This window comes from Streptomyces sp. NPDC028419 (assembly GCF_055565515.1).
Genome location: NZ_JBVHUE010000012.1, coordinates 183,565 through 198,848, shown reverse-complemented (window position 1 = coordinate 198,848; position 15,284 = coordinate 183,565). Strand labels below are relative to the sequence as shown.

At 70.6% G+C, this 15,284-nt stretch carries 15 protein-coding genes and 1 pseudogene; 3 read left to right on the top strand and 13 right to left on the bottom strand.

Features of this window, described 5'->3' with window-relative positions:
• Nucleotides 1–121 precede the first annotated feature (121 nt).
• The 13 genes and pseudogenes from rfbB to kdpF form a co-directional block, all read right to left on the bottom strand.
• The gene (rfbB, locus tag ACZ4UB_RS16875) at nt 122–1,096 is read right to left on the bottom strand and encodes a dTDP-glucose 4,6-dehydratase (protein ID WP_468070833.1); all 975 of its coding nucleotides are present in this window, start codon (nt 1,094–1,096) and stop codon (nt 122–124) included.
• 14 nt (nt 1,097–1,110) lie between these two features.
• A complete protein-coding gene (rfbA, locus tag ACZ4UB_RS16870; RefSeq protein ID WP_468070831.1) occupies nt 1,111–1,980 on the bottom strand; it encodes a glucose-1-phosphate thymidylyltransferase RfbA in 870 nt (289 codons plus the stop codon).
• A gap of 268 nt (nt 1,981–2,248) precedes the next feature.
• Entirely contained in the window at nt 2,249–2,680 is a 432-nt protein-coding gene (locus ACZ4UB_RS16865; RefSeq protein WP_468070861.1) for a nuclear transport factor 2 family protein, read from the bottom strand.
• A 2-nt stretch (nt 2,681–2,682) separates the two neighbouring features.
• The gene (locus tag ACZ4UB_RS16860) at nt 2,683–3,489 is read right to left on the bottom strand and encodes an MBL fold metallo-hydrolase (RefSeq protein WP_468070829.1); all 807 of its coding nucleotides are present in this window, start codon (nt 3,487–3,489) and stop codon (nt 2,683–2,685) included.
• A gap of 181 nt (nt 3,490–3,670) precedes the next feature.
• A pseudogene (locus ACZ4UB_RS16855) lies at nt 3,671–3,787 on the bottom strand (DsbA family protein); the annotation flags it as partial.
• Between the two features lie 174 nt (nt 3,788–3,961).
• The gene (locus tag ACZ4UB_RS16850; RefSeq protein ID WP_468070827.1) at nt 3,962–4,456 is read right to left on the bottom strand and encodes a MarR family winged helix-turn-helix transcriptional regulator; all 495 of its coding nucleotides are present in this window, start codon (nt 4,454–4,456) and stop codon (nt 3,962–3,964) included.
• Nucleotides 4,457–4,643: 187 nt separating this feature from the next.
• Nucleotides 4,644–4,826, bottom strand: coding sequence for a hypothetical protein (locus ACZ4UB_RS16845; protein WP_468070825.1), 183 nt, complete (start codon nt 4,824–4,826; stop codon nt 4,644–4,646).
• Between the two features lie 213 nt (nt 4,827–5,039).
• The gene (locus ACZ4UB_RS16840; RefSeq protein WP_468070823.1) at nt 5,040–6,473 is read right to left on the bottom strand and encodes an NUDIX domain-containing protein; all 1,434 of its coding nucleotides are present in this window, start codon (nt 6,471–6,473) and stop codon (nt 5,040–5,042) included.
• A gap of 187 nt (nt 6,474–6,660) precedes the next feature.
• On the bottom strand, nt 6,661–8,688 hold the full coding sequence (locus tag ACZ4UB_RS16835; RefSeq protein ID WP_468070821.1) for an ABC transporter ATP-binding protein: 2,028 nt from the start codon (nt 8,686–8,688) through the stop codon (nt 6,661–6,663).
• A gap of 1,073 nt (nt 8,689–9,761) precedes the next feature.
• On the bottom strand, nt 9,762–10,319 hold the full coding sequence (locus ACZ4UB_RS16830; protein ID WP_468070819.1) for a hypothetical protein: 558 nt from the start codon (nt 10,317–10,319) through the stop codon (nt 9,762–9,764).
• 107 nt (nt 10,320–10,426) lie between these two features.
• Nucleotides 10,427–10,795, bottom strand: coding sequence for a hypothetical protein (locus ACZ4UB_RS16825; RefSeq protein WP_468070818.1), 369 nt, complete (start codon nt 10,793–10,795; stop codon nt 10,427–10,429).
• Nucleotides 10,792–13,329, bottom strand: coding sequence for a sensor histidine kinase (locus tag ACZ4UB_RS16820; protein WP_468070816.1), 2,538 nt, complete (start codon nt 13,327–13,329; stop codon nt 10,792–10,794). The genes ACZ4UB_RS16825 and ACZ4UB_RS16820 overlap by 4 nt, the downstream gene beginning before the upstream one ends.
• A gap of 2 nt (nt 13,330–13,331) precedes the next feature.
• Nucleotides 13,332–13,421 (bottom strand): K(+)-transporting ATPase subunit F, encoded by a 90-nt coding sequence (gene kdpF / locus ACZ4UB_RS16815; protein ID WP_451176750.1) that lies wholly within the window; start codon nt 13,419–13,421, stop codon nt 13,332–13,334.
• A 247-nt stretch (nt 13,422–13,668) separates the two neighbouring features.
• Between kdpF and ACZ4UB_RS16810 the strand changes: the two genes are divergently transcribed.
• Genes ACZ4UB_RS16810 through ACZ4UB_RS16800 form a run of 3 tightly spaced genes read left to right on the top strand, consistent with a single transcriptional unit; the run spans nt 13,669 to nt 15,280 of the window.
• Entirely contained in the window at nt 13,669–13,953 is a 285-nt protein-coding gene (locus ACZ4UB_RS16810) for a hypothetical protein (protein ID WP_468070813.1), read from the top strand.
• The gene (locus ACZ4UB_RS16805; protein WP_468070811.1) at nt 13,944–14,291 is read left to right on the top strand and encodes a GntR family transcriptional regulator; all 348 of its coding nucleotides are present in this window, start codon (nt 13,944–13,946) and stop codon (nt 14,289–14,291) included. Before ACZ4UB_RS16810 ends, ACZ4UB_RS16805 begins: the two co-directional genes overlap by 10 nt.
• Nucleotides 14,288–15,280, top strand: a complete 993-nt coding sequence (locus tag ACZ4UB_RS16800; RefSeq protein WP_468070809.1) for a DUF1648 domain-containing protein — start codon at nt 14,288–14,290, stop codon at nt 15,278–15,280. Before ACZ4UB_RS16805 ends, ACZ4UB_RS16800 begins: the two co-directional genes overlap by 4 nt.
• The last annotated feature ends 4 nt before the right edge of the window (nt 15,281–15,284 follow it).

The following is a 15,284-nucleotide window of genomic DNA, read 5'->3' as shown; positions in this document are numbered from 1 at the left end:
TCGCACCAGCCCCAACCACCCCCCCCCCCCCCCCCCTCCCCCCCCCCCCCCCCCCCCCCCCCCCCCCCCCCCCCCCCCCCCCCCCCCCCCCCCCCCCCCTCTTCGTGGCGGCGGGGCGGGACTAGGCGACGTTCTGCCAGAGCCCGTGGTGCCGGCGGTACCAGTCGACCGTCGCCGCGAGGCCCTCGTCGAACTCCACCGCGGGCCGGTAGCCCAGGGTGTCCGAGATCTTGGAGATGTCCATCGCGTACCGCCGGTCGTGACCCTTGCGGTCGGCCACCCGTTCCACCATCGAGGCGTCCGCGCCGAGCAGTTCGAGCAACCGCTCGGTCAGCGCGCGGTTGGTCAGTTCCGTCCCGCCGCCGACGTTGTAGATTTCCCCGGACTTTCCGCCCGCGGCCACCAGCGCGATGCCCCGGCAGTGGTCGTCGACGTGCAGCCAGTCACGAATGTTCTCGCCGTCGCCGTAGAGCGGAACTTTCTGGCCGGCCAACAGCCGGGAAACGAACAGCGGAACAATCTTCTCCGGGTACTGGTACGGGCCGTAGGTATTGGATCCCCGGGTGATGCACACCGGCAGACCGTGGGTGCGGTGAAAGGCGAGCACCATGAGGTCGGCGGACGCTTTCGACGCGGCATAGGGGGAATTGGGGGCGAGGGGCTCCTCTTCCGTCCACGGCTTCTCGCCGGCGCCCAGGGAGCCGTACACCTCGTCGGTCGAGACGTGGACGAATTTGCCGACCCCGGTGTCCGATGCGGCGCTCAGCAGTGCCTGCGTCCCCAGCACATTGGTCCGCACGAATTCCTCGGCCCCGGATATGGAACGGTCGACGTGGGACTCGGCGGCGAAGTGCACGACGAGATCCATGCCCCGCATCACTTCCGACATCAGCCGGGTGTCGCAGATATCGCCTTCGACGAAGCGCAGGCCGGGGCTCGCGGACACCGGTGCGAGGTTTTCTCTTCTTCCGGCGTAGGTGAGCTTGTCGACCACCGTCACCTCGGATCCGGCCAGCTCCGGGTAATTGTTCTGCAGGGTCTGCCGGACGAAGTGCGAGCCGATGAAGCCGGCACCCCCGGTGACAAGTAAGCGCATGGGCCACCTCTCCATCAGTTGTGGTGGGAAATCTCCATCAGGTATTTCCCGTATTCCGTCTTCGCCAGCTGACTGCCGAGTTCGTGACACGCCGCGGCGTCGATGAATCCCATGCGGAAGGCGATCTCCTCCAGGCACGCGATCCGTACTCCCTGGCGCTGTTCCAGCGTCTGGACGAACTGCGAGGCCTGGAGCAGCGAGTCGTGGGTACCGGTGTCCAACCAGGCGAATCCGCGCCCGAGGTTGACCATCCTGGCCCGGCCCTGCTCCAGGTAGACGCGGTTCACATCGGTGATCTCCAACTCGCCGCGCGCCGAGGGGCGCACGTTCTTGGCCACGTCCACCACGTCGTTGTCGTACACGTACAGACCCGTGACGGCCAGGTCGGACTTGGGTGCGGCCGGCTTCTCCTGAAGGGAGATCAACCGCCCGTCGGAATCCACCTCGCCGATGCCGTAGCGCTCGGGGTCGCCGACCGAATAACCGAAGAGTACGCAGCCGTCGAGATTCTGCATCTCCGCCTGGAGCAGTCTGCCGAATCCGGGGCCGTGGTAGATGTTGTCGCCCAGTACGAGCGTCACCGGATCGGATCCGATGAAGTCGGAGCCGATGAGAAAGGCCTCGGCGATGCCGTTCGGCTCCGCCTGCTCGGCGTACTCGATATTGATTCCGAGCTGGCTGCCGTCTCCCAGGAGTTCCCGGAAGGCGCCTAAGTGCTGGGGTGAGGAAATGATCAGGATGTCTCGGATCTTCCCCAGCATCAGAACCGAGAGTGGGTAGTAGATCAACGGCTTGTTGTAGACCGGAAGCATTTGCTTCGAGACGGCATGTGTTAATGGGTATAACCGGGTGCCGGTGCCTCCGGCCAGGACTATGCCCTTCATGCGACCACATTTCCGTAAGTGGCTGGAGTAATGAGGTAGGGAAAGTCGGCTCAGAGCGACTTGATCTTCCGTTGCTTGAAAGCGAGCGTAGAGTTCCCACTCCTCGCTGTCAACGTGACCTTGGACTCGCTCCGGGGAAGCCGGGCAACGCCAACTCGTCCTCTCTCCGAACGGGTTGGCGTAGCCGGCGGCCTGAAAAGAACCTCATTTCCCGCCGCTACCAGAAGCGGGCGAGGGCGCTCTCTTTGAACGGTTGGGGGGGTCGCTCTCAGGCGGTCATGGCGTCGCGGACCTTGGCGGTGTCCACGAACTGCTCGAAGCGGACGATGAGGCCGCCGCGTACGACGAAGTGGTGCGCGACTCGGACGTCGATCGGTTTGCCGGTGGCCTTGTTGACGGCCGTGTAGCGGGCGAGGACGGTGACGTTCTCGCCGTCGACGACGTAGGTGTCGTCGTGGGCGGTCCAGCCGTCCCAGTCCTGGCCGAGCTTCTCCATCACGGCGGCGGTCACACCCTCGGGGGTGCGGTAGGTGCCCGCGAGGGGGAAGCCGGCCATCTCCGTCCACTCCACGTCGGGGGCGAGGGTGGCCCGCAGGGCTGCCAGGTCGCCGGCCGCCGAGGCGAGGTACTGGCGGCGGACCACGTCGCGAGGCGCGGTCGAGGTCGCGAAGGTGTCAGGGGTGGACGGGTCGTGGTGCATCGTCAGCCCCACTTCATTTCGCCCTTGGCGACCTTGGCGCCGATCTGGGCCGCGATCAGCATGCCGTTGTCGGGGTAACGCTCGACCAGCGCTTCGGTGAGGGCCGCGCCGTCGGCAGCCTTGGCCAGCTCCTCCTCGAAGGCGACGAGGTAGGCGCGGGTCGCGGTGATCGCGGTGGCGTCGGCGGCGGTACCGGGCAGCCGGTGGCCGGGGACGACCAACTGCGGGTCGAGGGCGGCCATCTCGTCGAGGAGACCGATCCAGGCCGAACGGGACGCGGGGGTGGCGGTGTCCGCGACCCACACGTGCTCCCGCTGGAACAGCAGGACGCCGCCGAGGATCGCGCGGTGCTCGGCCTGCCACAGGTAGTGGCGGTCGGTCAGGACGGGCCCACCGCCCTTGAGCTCGAAGCGGTGGCCCTCCAGGGTGAGGTCGCCGGAGAGCGCCTTGATGGCGACGAGGCGGGTCGGCAGGTTCGCGCCGAGCGCCTCCCAGGCCTTCAACTTCCCCTCGTAGGACGCCGCGATGTGCTCGATGACCTGCGGGGTCGCCACGAACTCGGCCTGGGGGAAGGCGTCGGCGATGACCTCGGCGCCGAAATAGTAGTCGGGGTCGGCGTGGCTGATGAAGACCGTGGTCAGCGTCTTGCCGGAGTCCAGGACGGCGGCGGCCAGCCGGTGTCCGTCGGCGCGGGTGAACCCGGCGTCGACCAGCAGCGCGTCGCTCTCGCCGGTGACCAGGGTGGCGGTCTTGTTCTTGGACCCGGCGGGGAAGTCGAGGTCGTGGACGGTGAATTCGAGGGTGCTCATGACGGTTCCTCGGAGTGGGGGGGGGGAGGGGGTGGTCAGGCGGTGAGTGGGGCCGGGCGCCGCTCGGTGTCGGCGGCGGCGCGGCGGAAGCAGGCCTCGGCGAGGGCGGCCGACGCCTCGCCGGTGAAGGTGTCGGTCACGGCATCGCCCAGCTCGCGGGCCCGCCCGGGGGCGGCCCGGGACCGCCGGAGACGACCTCGACGGGCAGCCGCGGGAGCCGGGCCGCCAGCTCGGCCGGGGTCGCGGAGAATCCGTGTGACCGGCCGCAGTAGGCGTCGAAGACGTGGACGGGCTTCATGGTGAGGAGTCTCTCCGGTGACGCGCTCGCCGGCCGCGAGCGACTCACCCAGCACAACAACGCCTGACGTGTCAGATGTTTCCGGGCGGGTTCCCTCCGGATTGTCCGCATGTGCCGCGTCGCCGTCCTCGGCTGACCGGCGCGCATGCGCGGCCCGGGTCATGACGACCGGGGTCAGGGCAATCGCGGCAGCTCGTCGCGGGCCGATCGGCTCAGGATCCGCAGGTTCTCCGCGAAGCGCTCCCGGTCGGGGGCGGGGATCGGAGTCACGAAATAGCGCCTGATGTTCTCCACGTGCACCCGTGACGCCCGCACGACGGTCTCCTGCCCGTGCGGGGTCAGACGGACGAGCCGGCCGCGCCGGTCATCCGGATCGGTGGAGCGCTCCACCAGGCCCGCCTTGACCATGCGGTCCACCAGACGGGTCACGCCGCCGGTGGAGAGTACCTGCTCGCGCCCGATCTGCCGCATGGAGAGCCCCGGCTCCTCCGCGCGGCCGAGGATGAGCAGTACTTCGTACATGAGGTGCGTGATCCCGCACTGCTCCTCGAGAGCCCGGCCCAGGATGTACTCGAGGCGGTTGGCCGCCCCCTGGAGCCGCCCGAAGGCCAGGACCAGCGGATCGTCGGCCGCCTCCTTCGGCGTGGAGATGTCCGCGTCGTCGGGCATCAGGGGGTCGTCCCTTCCGTGGGCGGGGCATTCATGCCTTCGATCATGCCGGGCCAGCGGGCGGCGAGGCACTCGGCGAGCGCGGCGAGTCCCCCGCGCCCGCCCGGCCCGGCTGGGCCGACCCTGCGCCGAGGAGCCCGCGAAGCGGTGGACCTGTGCGGAGCCGCAACTTCCGGTGGACCGGCACCTACGCCTCCCGGTCCCCGGCGTCGAAGTACCCGGGCACGCCCGACTCCCGAGCCGCCGTCACCGCGCGGAGGCGCGCGTAGTCCCGTCCGGGCATCTGCGACCCCGTCTCTTCCCGGCACTCGCGGACCACGGTCCGCCACGGCCGCTCCCCGGCCTCCGATGGCAGCCATGGCTGGCTCACGAGGCGCTCCCGTCGGCCGGGGCGGAGCCCTCGCTCGCGTACAGCTCGTACAGGGTGACCCCGTCGCGTTCCAAGTGGGCCAGCGGCGCGGCCAAGGCGGCGCGCGCGTAGCCGTGGCGCCGGTGGCCATGCGGGCCTGGGGCATGAGGGGTTCCTTCCTCAGGGGCGGGGGACGGCGGGACGAAGTGAGCGGCGGCGTGGGGCCACTGCTGCTCACCAGCCCATCTCGGAGTACGGGCGGCCGGCGGTGATGCCGTCGATCGCCGACTTGGTGTAGACGACGATCGGTTTCGGCAGGTCCCGCGGGTCCCACCACTTCCAGGCCAGGCACTTGTCGGGCTCCAGGACCTCGGGGACGCCCTTCCAGCGCCGGGCCCGGAAGACCAGCTGCATCAGCGGCTGGCCGCCGGGGGTGTCGATGAGGTGCACGATGTGGGCGAGGGTCAGGTCCGCGGGGTCGATGACCAGTCCCGCTTCCTCCCGGGCCTCTCGCACGAGGCACGCGAGCGCGGACTCCCGCTCGCACTTGCCGGCCAGGTAGTGCCAGGTGTTGCCCGCGTAGGGAACGTCGGGATGCCGCAGCCCCAGGAGGACCCGGCCGGCTTCGTCCTCCAGATGCAGGTGGACACCGATGCCGTTCAACACGGTCCGGCCGCCGACGTCCCACACCCGGGGCAGGCCGCCCGGTTCCACGTCCGCGGGATGTTCGGCCGCGTGGCGATGGATGAGGTCGCCGAGCCCGGGACTCAGCCGGATCCGGTGCAGCTGGTCGGGAGCGAACCAGCGGAGCAGGACCCCCTCCCGCAGGAAGAGGCGGTCGGGGTCACCGCTCCACTGGCCGGCGAACACCTGGACGGGCACGGTCAGACCGTTCACGCCGGTGGCCCGCTCGATGGCGAACGGCTCCACGCCCGTGAGCTCAAGGCCCGGGACCTCCTCGGCGAGCTCGCGCCGCAGGGTGTCCCGCAGCGTCCGGTCCTCGGGTTCGCGGCCGCCACCCAACAGGGCGAAGGACCCCGGTTCCCAGATGTCCGGGAAGTTGTCGCGCAGGTGGAGCAGGTACCGGCCGCGGTCGTGGATCAAGGCGGAGGCGTTCACCGGCTCGACCCGGCCGTCGAGCCCCGAGGCGAGAAGCTTGGCCCGCACCGTCGGCGACGTCACCTCCTCGAAGCGACGCCACCGCGCACCGGACACCTCCTCGGGCCGCAGCACGACCTCGGCTGTGTCCTCGGCGAGGCAGAACACGAACCGGAAGTCGTAGTGCCGATGCGCCGGCTCGCCGTGGATGCCGATGTCGAAGACCTCGTGCCCGTACGGGACGGTCGCGCACAAGGCGCCGGGCGGGATCCCGGCCTCCTCGTTCACCTCGCGCAGCGCTGCTTCGAGGAGGGTCCGGTCGTCCTGCTCGACATGGCCGCCCGGCGCGAGGAGCTTGCCGCTGGCCTCGTGCCGGATGTGCAGGACCCGCTTCTCCCGGTCGATGACGATGGCGCTACAGGTGATGCGGCCGGGGAGCGTCGAGCGGTCGGTCAGGTCACCTCCTGCTTCCAGCGCCATCGTCAGCGGCGCGAGCGGTCGTTCTTCGGCGGGATGGCGTGCCAGGTAGGCGGTGACGAGGTTGCGGATGTGGGCGTGGGAGGACGGCAAGGTGGCCTCACGGAGCAGGTGGGTGAAGGAACAACGGGAAGGGGAGCTGCGGGGAGGGGAGTTGTGGGCATCTGCCGCAGGAGGACGGCCAGGACCGGCAGGACCGCCGAGCTGACCGAGCTGCCCGTGACGCTCAGCGCCGCCGGGGGCCGGGGCGGTGGGGCCGGTCACCACAGACCGGCCTCCTTCACGAGCGGTCCTCCACGGAGGAGTCGGCCGAGGAGTCGGTCGAGGAGTCCGCCGCGGGGGCGCGTTGGGCGGGCAGGGAATCGGCGAACGCGGCGGCCTGGATGCGGTAGGCCTGGCGGAAATCTCCCGTTCCGCTGTTCTCGGCCATGAGCTCGGCGAACGTCCCGGACTCCGCGAGCCGCCCGTCCTTCATCACGTGGATCAGGTCCGCGTGTCGCACGGAGTGGAGGCGGTGGGTGATCAGCACCACGGTCTGCCCGGCTGCGGCCAGCTCCCGGATCTGATCGAATACCCGCTGCTCGGCGACCGCGTCGAGGGCGCTCGTCGGCTCGTCGACGACCAGGATCTGGGCGCGCTTGTACCAGGCGCGGGCGATCCCGACCATCTGCCATTCCCCGCCGGAGGCTTCCTGGCCGCCCCGGTATCCGCGGCCGAGGAGGGTGGAGAGCTCGCGGCGCAGCCCGGCGATGAACCGGTCGGCGCCGGAGAAGGCGGCGGCCTCCCGCACCGCCCGGTCGTCGATGGGGACGGTCGGGTTGCCGATGCCGATGTTGACGCGGACGGTGAAGGGCCAGCGGAAGAAGGACTGCGACATCAGCCCGACGCGCGCGAAGATCTGACCGCGGTCCGCCGCCGCGGCGTCGACGCCGTCCCACCAGATGGTGCCGCCGCCCGGGTCCGGCTGGTGCAGGCCGGCCAGGAGCTTGACGATGGTGGACTTGCCCGAGCCGTTCGCGCCGACCAGCGCGACCACCTTGCCCATGGGGAAGGTCAGCGACACCTCCCGCAGCGTCGGCTCCGGCGTCTGGTCCCCGCTGCCGGGATACGTGAACGTCACCTTCTCGAAGCGGACTTCCCTCACCCGCTCGGGGAGGTCCTCACCGCTCTCCGGGATCGCCCGCGCCTTCGCCTCCGTGCACAAACGCTCGAAATCCGCGACGAACAGGCTCTCCTGATGCAGGTCGGCCATCTGCACGACCAGCCCGTCCAGGCTGGACGACCCCGTACGGATGGCCAGGACCGCGGTGCCGGCGACCGCGAGGTCCATGCGCCCGCTCCACAGCAGCAGCCCGAGCGCCCCGTACGTCAGCAGCGTGGCAATGCCGGACGCCCCGTCGGCGATCAGGCCGATCTTCGCCGCGCTCCGGGCGAGGCGGGTCTGCTCGCGCTCGCTCGTCTCCGCCATCTCCCGGAAGTGCCCCAAGAGGAAGGGGCCGACTTCGTGGACCCGGACCTCGGCGGCCGCCTCGCGCTGGGTGAGCAACTGTCCCAGGAGGTGACCGGCCCTGGCGTGCTGAACAAAGGCATGGAAGGAGAGGTAACGCTGCCGGGAGATCGTCAGCGACCTCCACCCGCTCGGCAGGGTCATCAGGACCAGGAGCGGCAAGAGGGCCCAGTGGAGCACGGTGAGCACGCCGGCCGCGGCGACCAGGGAGATCGCGGAGTTCAGCGTGTTGGTGCAGTACCGGATCATCCGGCGGGCCGAATCCGCCCCGTAGCGGGCGGCGTCCAGCAGCCGGTGGAACTCGTCGTCCTCGATCGCCGCGAGTTCCACCCGGTGCACCAGCCCCAAGTACTGCTCGGTCGCCACCCGCTGGACCTTCGGCTCCAGCTCACCGGTGGCGGCCGTGGACGCGGACCGCAGCAGCGATCCCGCCAACGCGGCCACGGCCACGACCGCGAGCGCCGGAAACGCGCTGGTCAGCCGGTCCTTCGTCGCACCGCCGGCCAGGATGTGGCCCAGGACGGAGTTGACCGCGACCAGCCCGACCGCCTGCGTGATGCCGCGCCCGACCTCGGACCCCAGCACGACGCGCAGGGCACGCGCGTCAGCGAGGCGCGCGAGCCGCAGTCCGGTGGCGACCATCTTCGGTAAGCCCTTGGCCATGGTCCACAGACCGAGCCCCAGCCAGGCGCCCTCGTGCTGGTCCCAGCCGACGTCGTACGCCAGCACCCCGCCGAAGAGGAGCCGTTCCGACTCCGACACCGTCGAGGCGGCCTCGTCGAGGCCCTCCTGCTGTGTCATGCCCGGCCCCCCGCGTCCAGCCGGCGCGTGCGGTCGAGCGGGCGCCGGGCCCGGTTCGCGGCTCCTGGTTGTTCGAATGCGCAATGATGCTGCCCGACGGTGGTGCTGGCGTCCATGGCGTCCTCCAACTGGGTGGCGGGGTGGCACTGGTGCTCTAGAAACGCTTCAGGCCCGGCCCTGTAACGGCCACGGACGGGTGGATGTCTCGAACGGGGTTGCGGGATGGGCGCGCAGGGCAATCCCTGCGGGACCGCGGCCTTTTGAACTCACACGTTCGAGTGGAGCAGGGTGCGCGGACACCCGATCAGGGACTTGCGCGGGTCGCACCCACGACGCCGTCAGCCGTACGCCGGCCCGGCCCCTCAGGGTGTGGTTGCGTGCCGGCGGGGAGGCGCGAGCGCTTCGCGGTGGGCAAGGGCAGCGGCGCTGAGGATGGGGTCGCTGACCGCTGACGGGCCTGCGCGCCGCAGCCGAGCGCACCAGGGCCTCGCTCCTCCTCACCGCGAGCCGCGATCCGCGGGGCCCACTGCGCACAGCCGGCGAAGCGCCGGATGGCCTCGGCGTCGGCACTGATGCGAGGGAGAGCCGGAACCTCGCCACGCCCGGTCGTCGGTTCGGCGTGCGGTCCAGCTCCTCTCGGATCTCGACGAGCTGCCGACCGCCGTTCTGGACGACCGGGGTCCCGGCGGCCATGCGATCCGATGCGGCCCGCCGGAGCTGCCGCCCGACGTGATCGCCGACGCGGCCGTGCTCACGCGCGTGCTGACCGCCTTGGTGGCCGAGGCCCAGCGCCACAGCCCGCCGGACCGGCCCGCGCGGCTGACAGGCACAACCCGGGCTGGTCAGGTGGAGATCTACATGACGGACGGCACCAACGACGAAGTGCAGGGTGCGGAATGCGGCACCTGTCCGCGTCGCACGCCGGACAGTCTGATCCTGCGGATGTGCCGTGACGCTCACGCTTCCGGCGGCGGCCTCCCGGCGGCCGATCACCCCGTCTGCGCCCTCCCCGGCGGAGGATCAGTGACTCGCGTCAGCCACTGCCTGGGTGCACCGACGTCACCGACCGTTGATCACTGCAGGCCGGAGACCTTGAAGACGGTGAGGGCCGTCTCGCGGTCGATACGCTCTGCCAGCCGGCGCAGCGTGGTCTCGCCGCGCAGCAGAGTGCCGCGCCGGATCGATGTACGGGTGTCCGTGTCGAGGCGGCGCCACATCGCGGGATTGCGGGCCAGGACGGTCGGATCGATCTCGACCTGGCTTCCCTCCGTGTCGCGGAGGATCATCCGCTGGGCCACCCCGTCGGACCACCTGACCGAGACGAGATGGTCGGTGCGGACAGTGTGCTCCACCAGCAGTCCTCGGGCGCTCAGCAGACCGGGACCTACGGAGACCCTGGACGGCAGCAGGATCACGAAGAGGAGGGCGGCCAGGCCGGTCCAGAGGGCGCCACGGGTCGCGTCGAGCTTGCCGAAACCCGCGTCCATGGCGAGCAGGGCCCAGTACAGGAGGGACGCGACACCGATGGCCGAGCGCATCTCGCCGGCCCAGCGGATGTCGCGTGCGAGAGGCCCTAGAGGCTCCGCGCCGGCGTGAGCACCGGTCGCGGACTGCGTGAAACGTCGTCCCATAGGGGTGACGTTAGGGTCGGTACGGGCCTCGGCATCGGTCCCTGACGCACTGCTGACGTGATGGCTACGGCATTTTGACGGGGCTCCGGTTCGAGGCCCCCGTCGGCTCAGTGGCCTGGCGGGCCGGTGGTGACCGGCGCGGGATTCCCCGGTGCTGGGGCAGGCGGTGGCTCGAACGGTCCGGCCCGGTTGGCCATGAGGATCAGCATCGTCCCGACGGCGAGCACGGTGATGACGATGAGGGCGAGCCCGACGGGATTGCGAGGGTTGTAGGAGTAGCGGTTCGTTCCCCACTGGCTCCGCTTGAAGACCGGTTCGTCGTCGTGATGCACAGGCTTCTTCCTAGGTCGAAGGTACGGGGCGGCGCGCAATCCCCAGAGGCCATTGTGGTCAGGAGGCGCAGCCTCCCGGTTGAACATGCGGATGACCTGTCGTACGGACGGATTGACGCTGCGGGCGAGCAGGGCGGCGGTCATGCCGTCTCATCGGTGGCGACCGGCAGGGACAGGACCATGGTCAGTCCTCCGCCGGGGGTGTCCTCGGGTGTGAGCGTGCCGTTCATCGCTTCGGTGAGTCCCCTGGCCAGGGCGAGGCCGAGGCCGAGTCCGGCGGTGTTGTCGCGGTCGCCGAGGCGCTGGAACGGTTCGAAGGCACGCTCGCGGTCGTCGGCGGCGATCCCGGGGCCCCGATCGGCGATCCTGATGTCGACCCGCCCGGCCAGGGCGCTGGCCGTCACCAGCACCGGGCGCTCCGCGGGTGCGTGGCGGACCGCGTTGCCGACGAGGTTGGCCAGCACCCGTTCCAGCAGCGGCGGATCGGCTTGGAGCGCCGGTACCGATTCAAGGCTCTGCACATCGACGGCGGGCCCGCCATCGGGCGTCAGGTCCAACGAGTCCAGCGCGGCCGGCAGGACTTCCTCCAGTGTGGTGGCCCGCAGGTCGAGCGTGAGGGCGCCGGCTTGGAGGCGGCTGAGATCGAGCAGGTTCTCCACCAGGCGGTTGAGCCTGTTCAGGGACACCTCGGCGGAGGCCAGCAGTTCCGCCCGGTCCTCGGCGGAGAACTCGATCTCCTGGCTGCGCAGTGAGCTGACCGCGGCCAGCGCCCCTGCCAAGGGGGTCCGCAGGTCGTGGCCGACGGCTCGGAGCAGGGCGGTGCGCAGGCGGTCGGCGGCCTTGATCGGTTCGACCTCGGCGGCCGCCTCGGCCAGCCGGGCCCGCTCGACGGCCGCGCCGACGTGCGCGGCGAAGGCGGCCAGCACGCGGCGTTCGGAGGACGGCAGTCCACGGCCGCGCAGAACGAGGAAGGCCCCGGGGCCCGCCGCCACCACGAGGGCGGGGTCCGTCGCGCCCCCTGAGTCGCAGGCTCCGGGAGCCAGCTCGACGGTGTCCATGCCGAATGTTTCACGCGTACGTTCCAGCAACGCCGGGATCGTCTGGTCGCCGCGGACGATGCTGCCGGCGAGGGACGACATCGTCTCCGCCTCGGCCGTGGCCCGAGCCGCACGGCGGGAGAGCCGCAAGGACCTGTCCGCCGCGGCGGCCACGGTGGCGGCGACGACGGCGAAGACCACCAACGCCAGCACGCTGTCCGGGTCGCTCATGGTGAACTCGCCTATGGGCGGCATGAACCAGTAGTTGAGGAGCAGCGCGGCCGTCAGCGCCGCGATCAGGGCGGAGGCCACTCCGCCGATGCAGGCCACGCCCACGACGGCCACCAGGAAGAGCAGCGCCTCGCTGGTGAGGTTCAGTGTGCCGCGCATTCGTTCGAGGCCGAGGGTGAGCATCACCGGGAGCACCACGCCGGCCACGGGTCCGGCGATGAGCCGGGAGGTGGGGAGCGTACGCCGACGGGACGGGAGCAGCCGGCCGTGGCCCGCCCGCTCGTGCGTGACCATGTGGACGTCGATGTCCTCGGACAGAGCCACGACGGTCTCGCCGATCCCGCGGCCGGTGAGGAAACGTTCCAGCCGACGGCGGCGGCTCGTACCGAGGACGAGCTGGGTGGCGTTCTCCGCCATTGCGAAGTCCACCAGTGCGGTGGGCACTTCGTCACCGACAACGGAGTGGTAGCTGCCGCCCAGGTGCTCTACGAGAGCCCGCTGGCCGGCCAGAGCCGCGTGCGAGACCCCGGCGGCGAGCCCGTCGCTGCGCGCGACGTGCACGGCGAGCAGTTCACCGCCGGCGGACCGGCCGGCGATGCGTGCCGCGCGACGGATGAGGGTCTCGCCCTCGGGACCGCCGGTGAGGGCGACCACGACGCGTTCCCGGGTCTCCCAGACATCCCCGATGCCATGCTCGGTACGGTATTTGTGGAGGGCCTCGTCCACCCTCCCGGCCAGCCACAGCAGGGCCAGCTCCCGCAGGGCGATGAGATTGCCGGGGCGGAAGTAGTTGGCGAGCGAGGCGTCGATCCGCTCCGGGGGATAGATGTTGCCGTGGGCCATCCGGCGCCGAAGTCCCTCGGGGGGTATGTCGACCAGCTCGACCTCATGGGCGCGGCGCACGAACTCATCGGGCACCGTCTCGCGCTGAGGGACACCGGTGATCTTCTCGACGACGTCGCTCAGCGACTCCAGGTGCTGGATGTTGAGCGTGGTGACGACATCGATCCCGGCGGCGAGGAGGTCCTCGACGTCCTGCCACCGCTTCGGGTGCCGGCCGCCCCCAGGGACATTGGTATGGGCGAGTTCGTCGATCAGCACCACCTGCGGCCGCCTCGCCAGCAGCGCTTCACGGTCCAACTCCGTGTACCGGCCGCCACGGTATTCCTGTCCGGCCGGCGGGAGGATCTCCAGGCCGTCGAGCTTCGATTCGGTGTGCCGACGTCGGTGGCACTCCACGAACCCGGCCACCACATCCGCGCCACGGGCCGCCCGGCGGTGTGCCTCGTCGAGCATCCGGTACGTCTTGCCGACGCCGGGGGCCGCACCCAGAAAGACCTTGAGCCTCCCGGGCCGTACGGCCGGCTGTCCCGCGTCGGCCACCGGGCCCGCCTCGTGCGTGGTCGTCATGCTCAGAACTTCTCGGGGAAGAACAACGCCAGGACCAGGTACCCGACCAGGCTGACCGCGACGATGACGCCCACGACAGTTTCCGTACTCACCCGTACCCGACTCCTCCGCAAGTCCTCAACTTCACCAGCGAACATCAGCGATGACGCGAAGGAAACGGCCCTGACGCGCTCCTGACGCGAGTCGACTGGGACTTTGACGGTGTATTGACGGCCGTTGCATCGATAGGGCGAAGGCGGTGTGCCGGGAAGCCTGGTCGCCATCGTCGTGGCGGCAGCCTCCGCCGGGGTGGCGAGCGTCGTACTCGGAGGCCGGGCCCACCGGTTGACCAACGCCCGCATGCGGATCCGGCTGCACGCCGTCAACGGCACCGTGGCCTTCCTGCTGGCGAGCGTCGTCTTCAGGCCGATCGGGCTGAACCTGACCGGACAGGTCGCCGCGACCCTCACCCTCGTCGCCCAGCCGACGCCTTCAGCGCTTCCTGGACCTGGAGGAGGCGCGGCTGGCGCCTGGACCTGGCGAGATGATGTCGAGCTGCGGCCCACACGGGTCCTGCCCGATGGATCCCCTGGAGCGTCCGTGCTGACGATGATGGTGATAGTTTCATTGGCACCATGCTGTTGAAGCTGAACGTCGCGGACAACCGCCCTCTGCACGAGCAGGTCGCGGGTGCGATCAGACGTGCCATCGCCGAGGGCGAGTGCGCCCCGGGTGACCGCCTGCCATCGGCGCGCGATCTCTCCCAGGCATTGGGCGTGAACGTCAACACGGTCCTCCGCGGTCTTCGAGGGCTCCGCGACGAGGGACTGCTGGAGTTCCGGCGCGGTCGCGGTGTGACCGTGGCCGAGGGGGCGGACCAGCGTTCGGTGCTGCTCGACCGCGTGCGCGAACTGGTCGGTGACGCGGCGCATCTGGGCTACAGCAAGGCCGATCTCATGGACATGATCAGGGGGCTGGCATGAAAGACAGCACGGAGCGAAGGGGTGGAGAAGGGTGGGGTGTTGCGATCTGGGCCGTGGCGGTCTCAGCCGCGCTCGTCGCACTTCCCTGGGTCGCCGATGACCGGCTGCCGGAGCGGTTGGCGACTCACTGGGGCGCCGGTTCCGGCGGACCGGACGGCTCGATGCCGCTGTGGGCAGCCGCGCTGTTTCCCGGGTTGATCTGGCTGGTCCTGGTGCTGCTGACCGTCGTGCTCGCGCGGCGGCGTGACGGGGCGACCTCAAGTCCGGCGATGCGGGGCTGGGTCGTTGCCGCACTGCTGTCCAGCGGTGTCCTCCTCGTCGGCGCGCAGGCATCCATCGTCCGGGCGAACCTGGATCACACGGACTGGCGGCAGGCCGATCCCGTGAGTCCGTGGGTTGTGCTGACGTTCGGGGTGGCGACCGTGGCGGGGCTGGCCGGGTGGGCGGTTGCCCGCCGTGGGCCGGCCGCGGCGCCGCACGCGGTTGCGGGCGGTCCGAGCATGGGCGTTCCGGCCGGCGAGAGGTTCGTGTGGCTTTCCCGCGCTACGAACCCGTGGCTCCGGTGGATCGGCGCCCTGTCCGGGATGCTCGCGCTCGCTGCCGCACTCGTCGCGGTGAGCGGCCTGAGCGAGGTGGAGTGGGCGCTCGTCGCACCGTTCGCCACGGTCTCCGTCGCGGCTCTCTCGTGCGCCTCCGTACAGGCGCGCGTCACCGAGAAGGGCCTGGACGTGGCCTTCGGTCCGCTCGGCTGGCCGGTACGGCGCTGGCCGGCCGAGGACATCGAATCGGCGCGTGCCGAAAACCGCACCCCCGCCCAGGTGGGGGGCTGGGGCTATCGGCTGAGCGGCATGGGCACGACGGTGATGCTCCGCGCCGGCGAGTGCCTGGTGATCCACCCCCGGCGGGGGAACGCGTTCGCGGTGAGCGTGGACGATGCCGAACGGGGCGCCGCCCTGCTCAACGCCCTGGGCGGGCAGCGCACCCACTGAGTCG

Coding starts and splice junctions, on each gene's coding strand:
- rfbB (WP_468070833.1), bottom strand. CDS start 1,096: ATGCGCTTACTTGTCACCGGGGGTGCCGGCTTCATCGGCTCGCACTTC.
- rfbA (WP_468070831.1), bottom strand. CDS start 1,980: ATGAAGGGCATAGTCCTGGCCGGAGGCACCGGCACCCGGTTATACCCA.
- ACZ4UB_RS16865 (WP_468070861.1), bottom strand. CDS start 2,680: ATGCACCACGACCCGTCCACCCCTGACACCTTCGCGACCTCGACCGCG.
- ACZ4UB_RS16860 (WP_468070829.1), bottom strand. CDS start 3,489: ATGAGCACCCTCGAATTCACCGTCCACGACCTCGACTTCCCCGCCGGG.
- ACZ4UB_RS16850 (WP_468070827.1), bottom strand. CDS start 4,456: ATGCCCGACGACGCGGACATCTCCACGCCGAAGGAGGCGGCCGACGAT.
- ACZ4UB_RS16835 (WP_468070821.1), bottom strand. CDS start 8,688: ATGACACAGCAGGAGGGCCTCGACGAGGCCGCCTCGACGGTGTCGGAG.
- ACZ4UB_RS16830 (WP_468070819.1), bottom strand. CDS start 10,319: ATGGGACGACGTTTCACGCAGTCCGCGACCGGTGCTCACGCCGGCGCG.
- ACZ4UB_RS16825 (WP_468070818.1), bottom strand. CDS start 10,795: ATGACCGCCGCCCTGCTCGCCCGCAGCGTCAATCCGTCCGTACGACAG.
- ACZ4UB_RS16820 (WP_468070816.1), bottom strand. CDS start 13,329: ATGACGACCACGCACGAGGCGGGCCCGGTGGCCGACGCGGGACAGCCG.
- ACZ4UB_RS16810 (WP_468070813.1), top strand. CDS start 13,669: ATGCGGATCCGGCTGCACGCCGTCAACGGCACCGTGGCCTTCCTGCTG.
- ACZ4UB_RS16805 (WP_468070811.1), top strand. CDS start 13,944: ATGCTGTTGAAGCTGAACGTCGCGGACAACCGCCCTCTGCACGAGCAG.
- ACZ4UB_RS16800 (WP_468070809.1), top strand. CDS start 14,288: ATGAAAGACAGCACGGAGCGAAGGGGTGGAGAAGGGTGGGGTGTTGCG.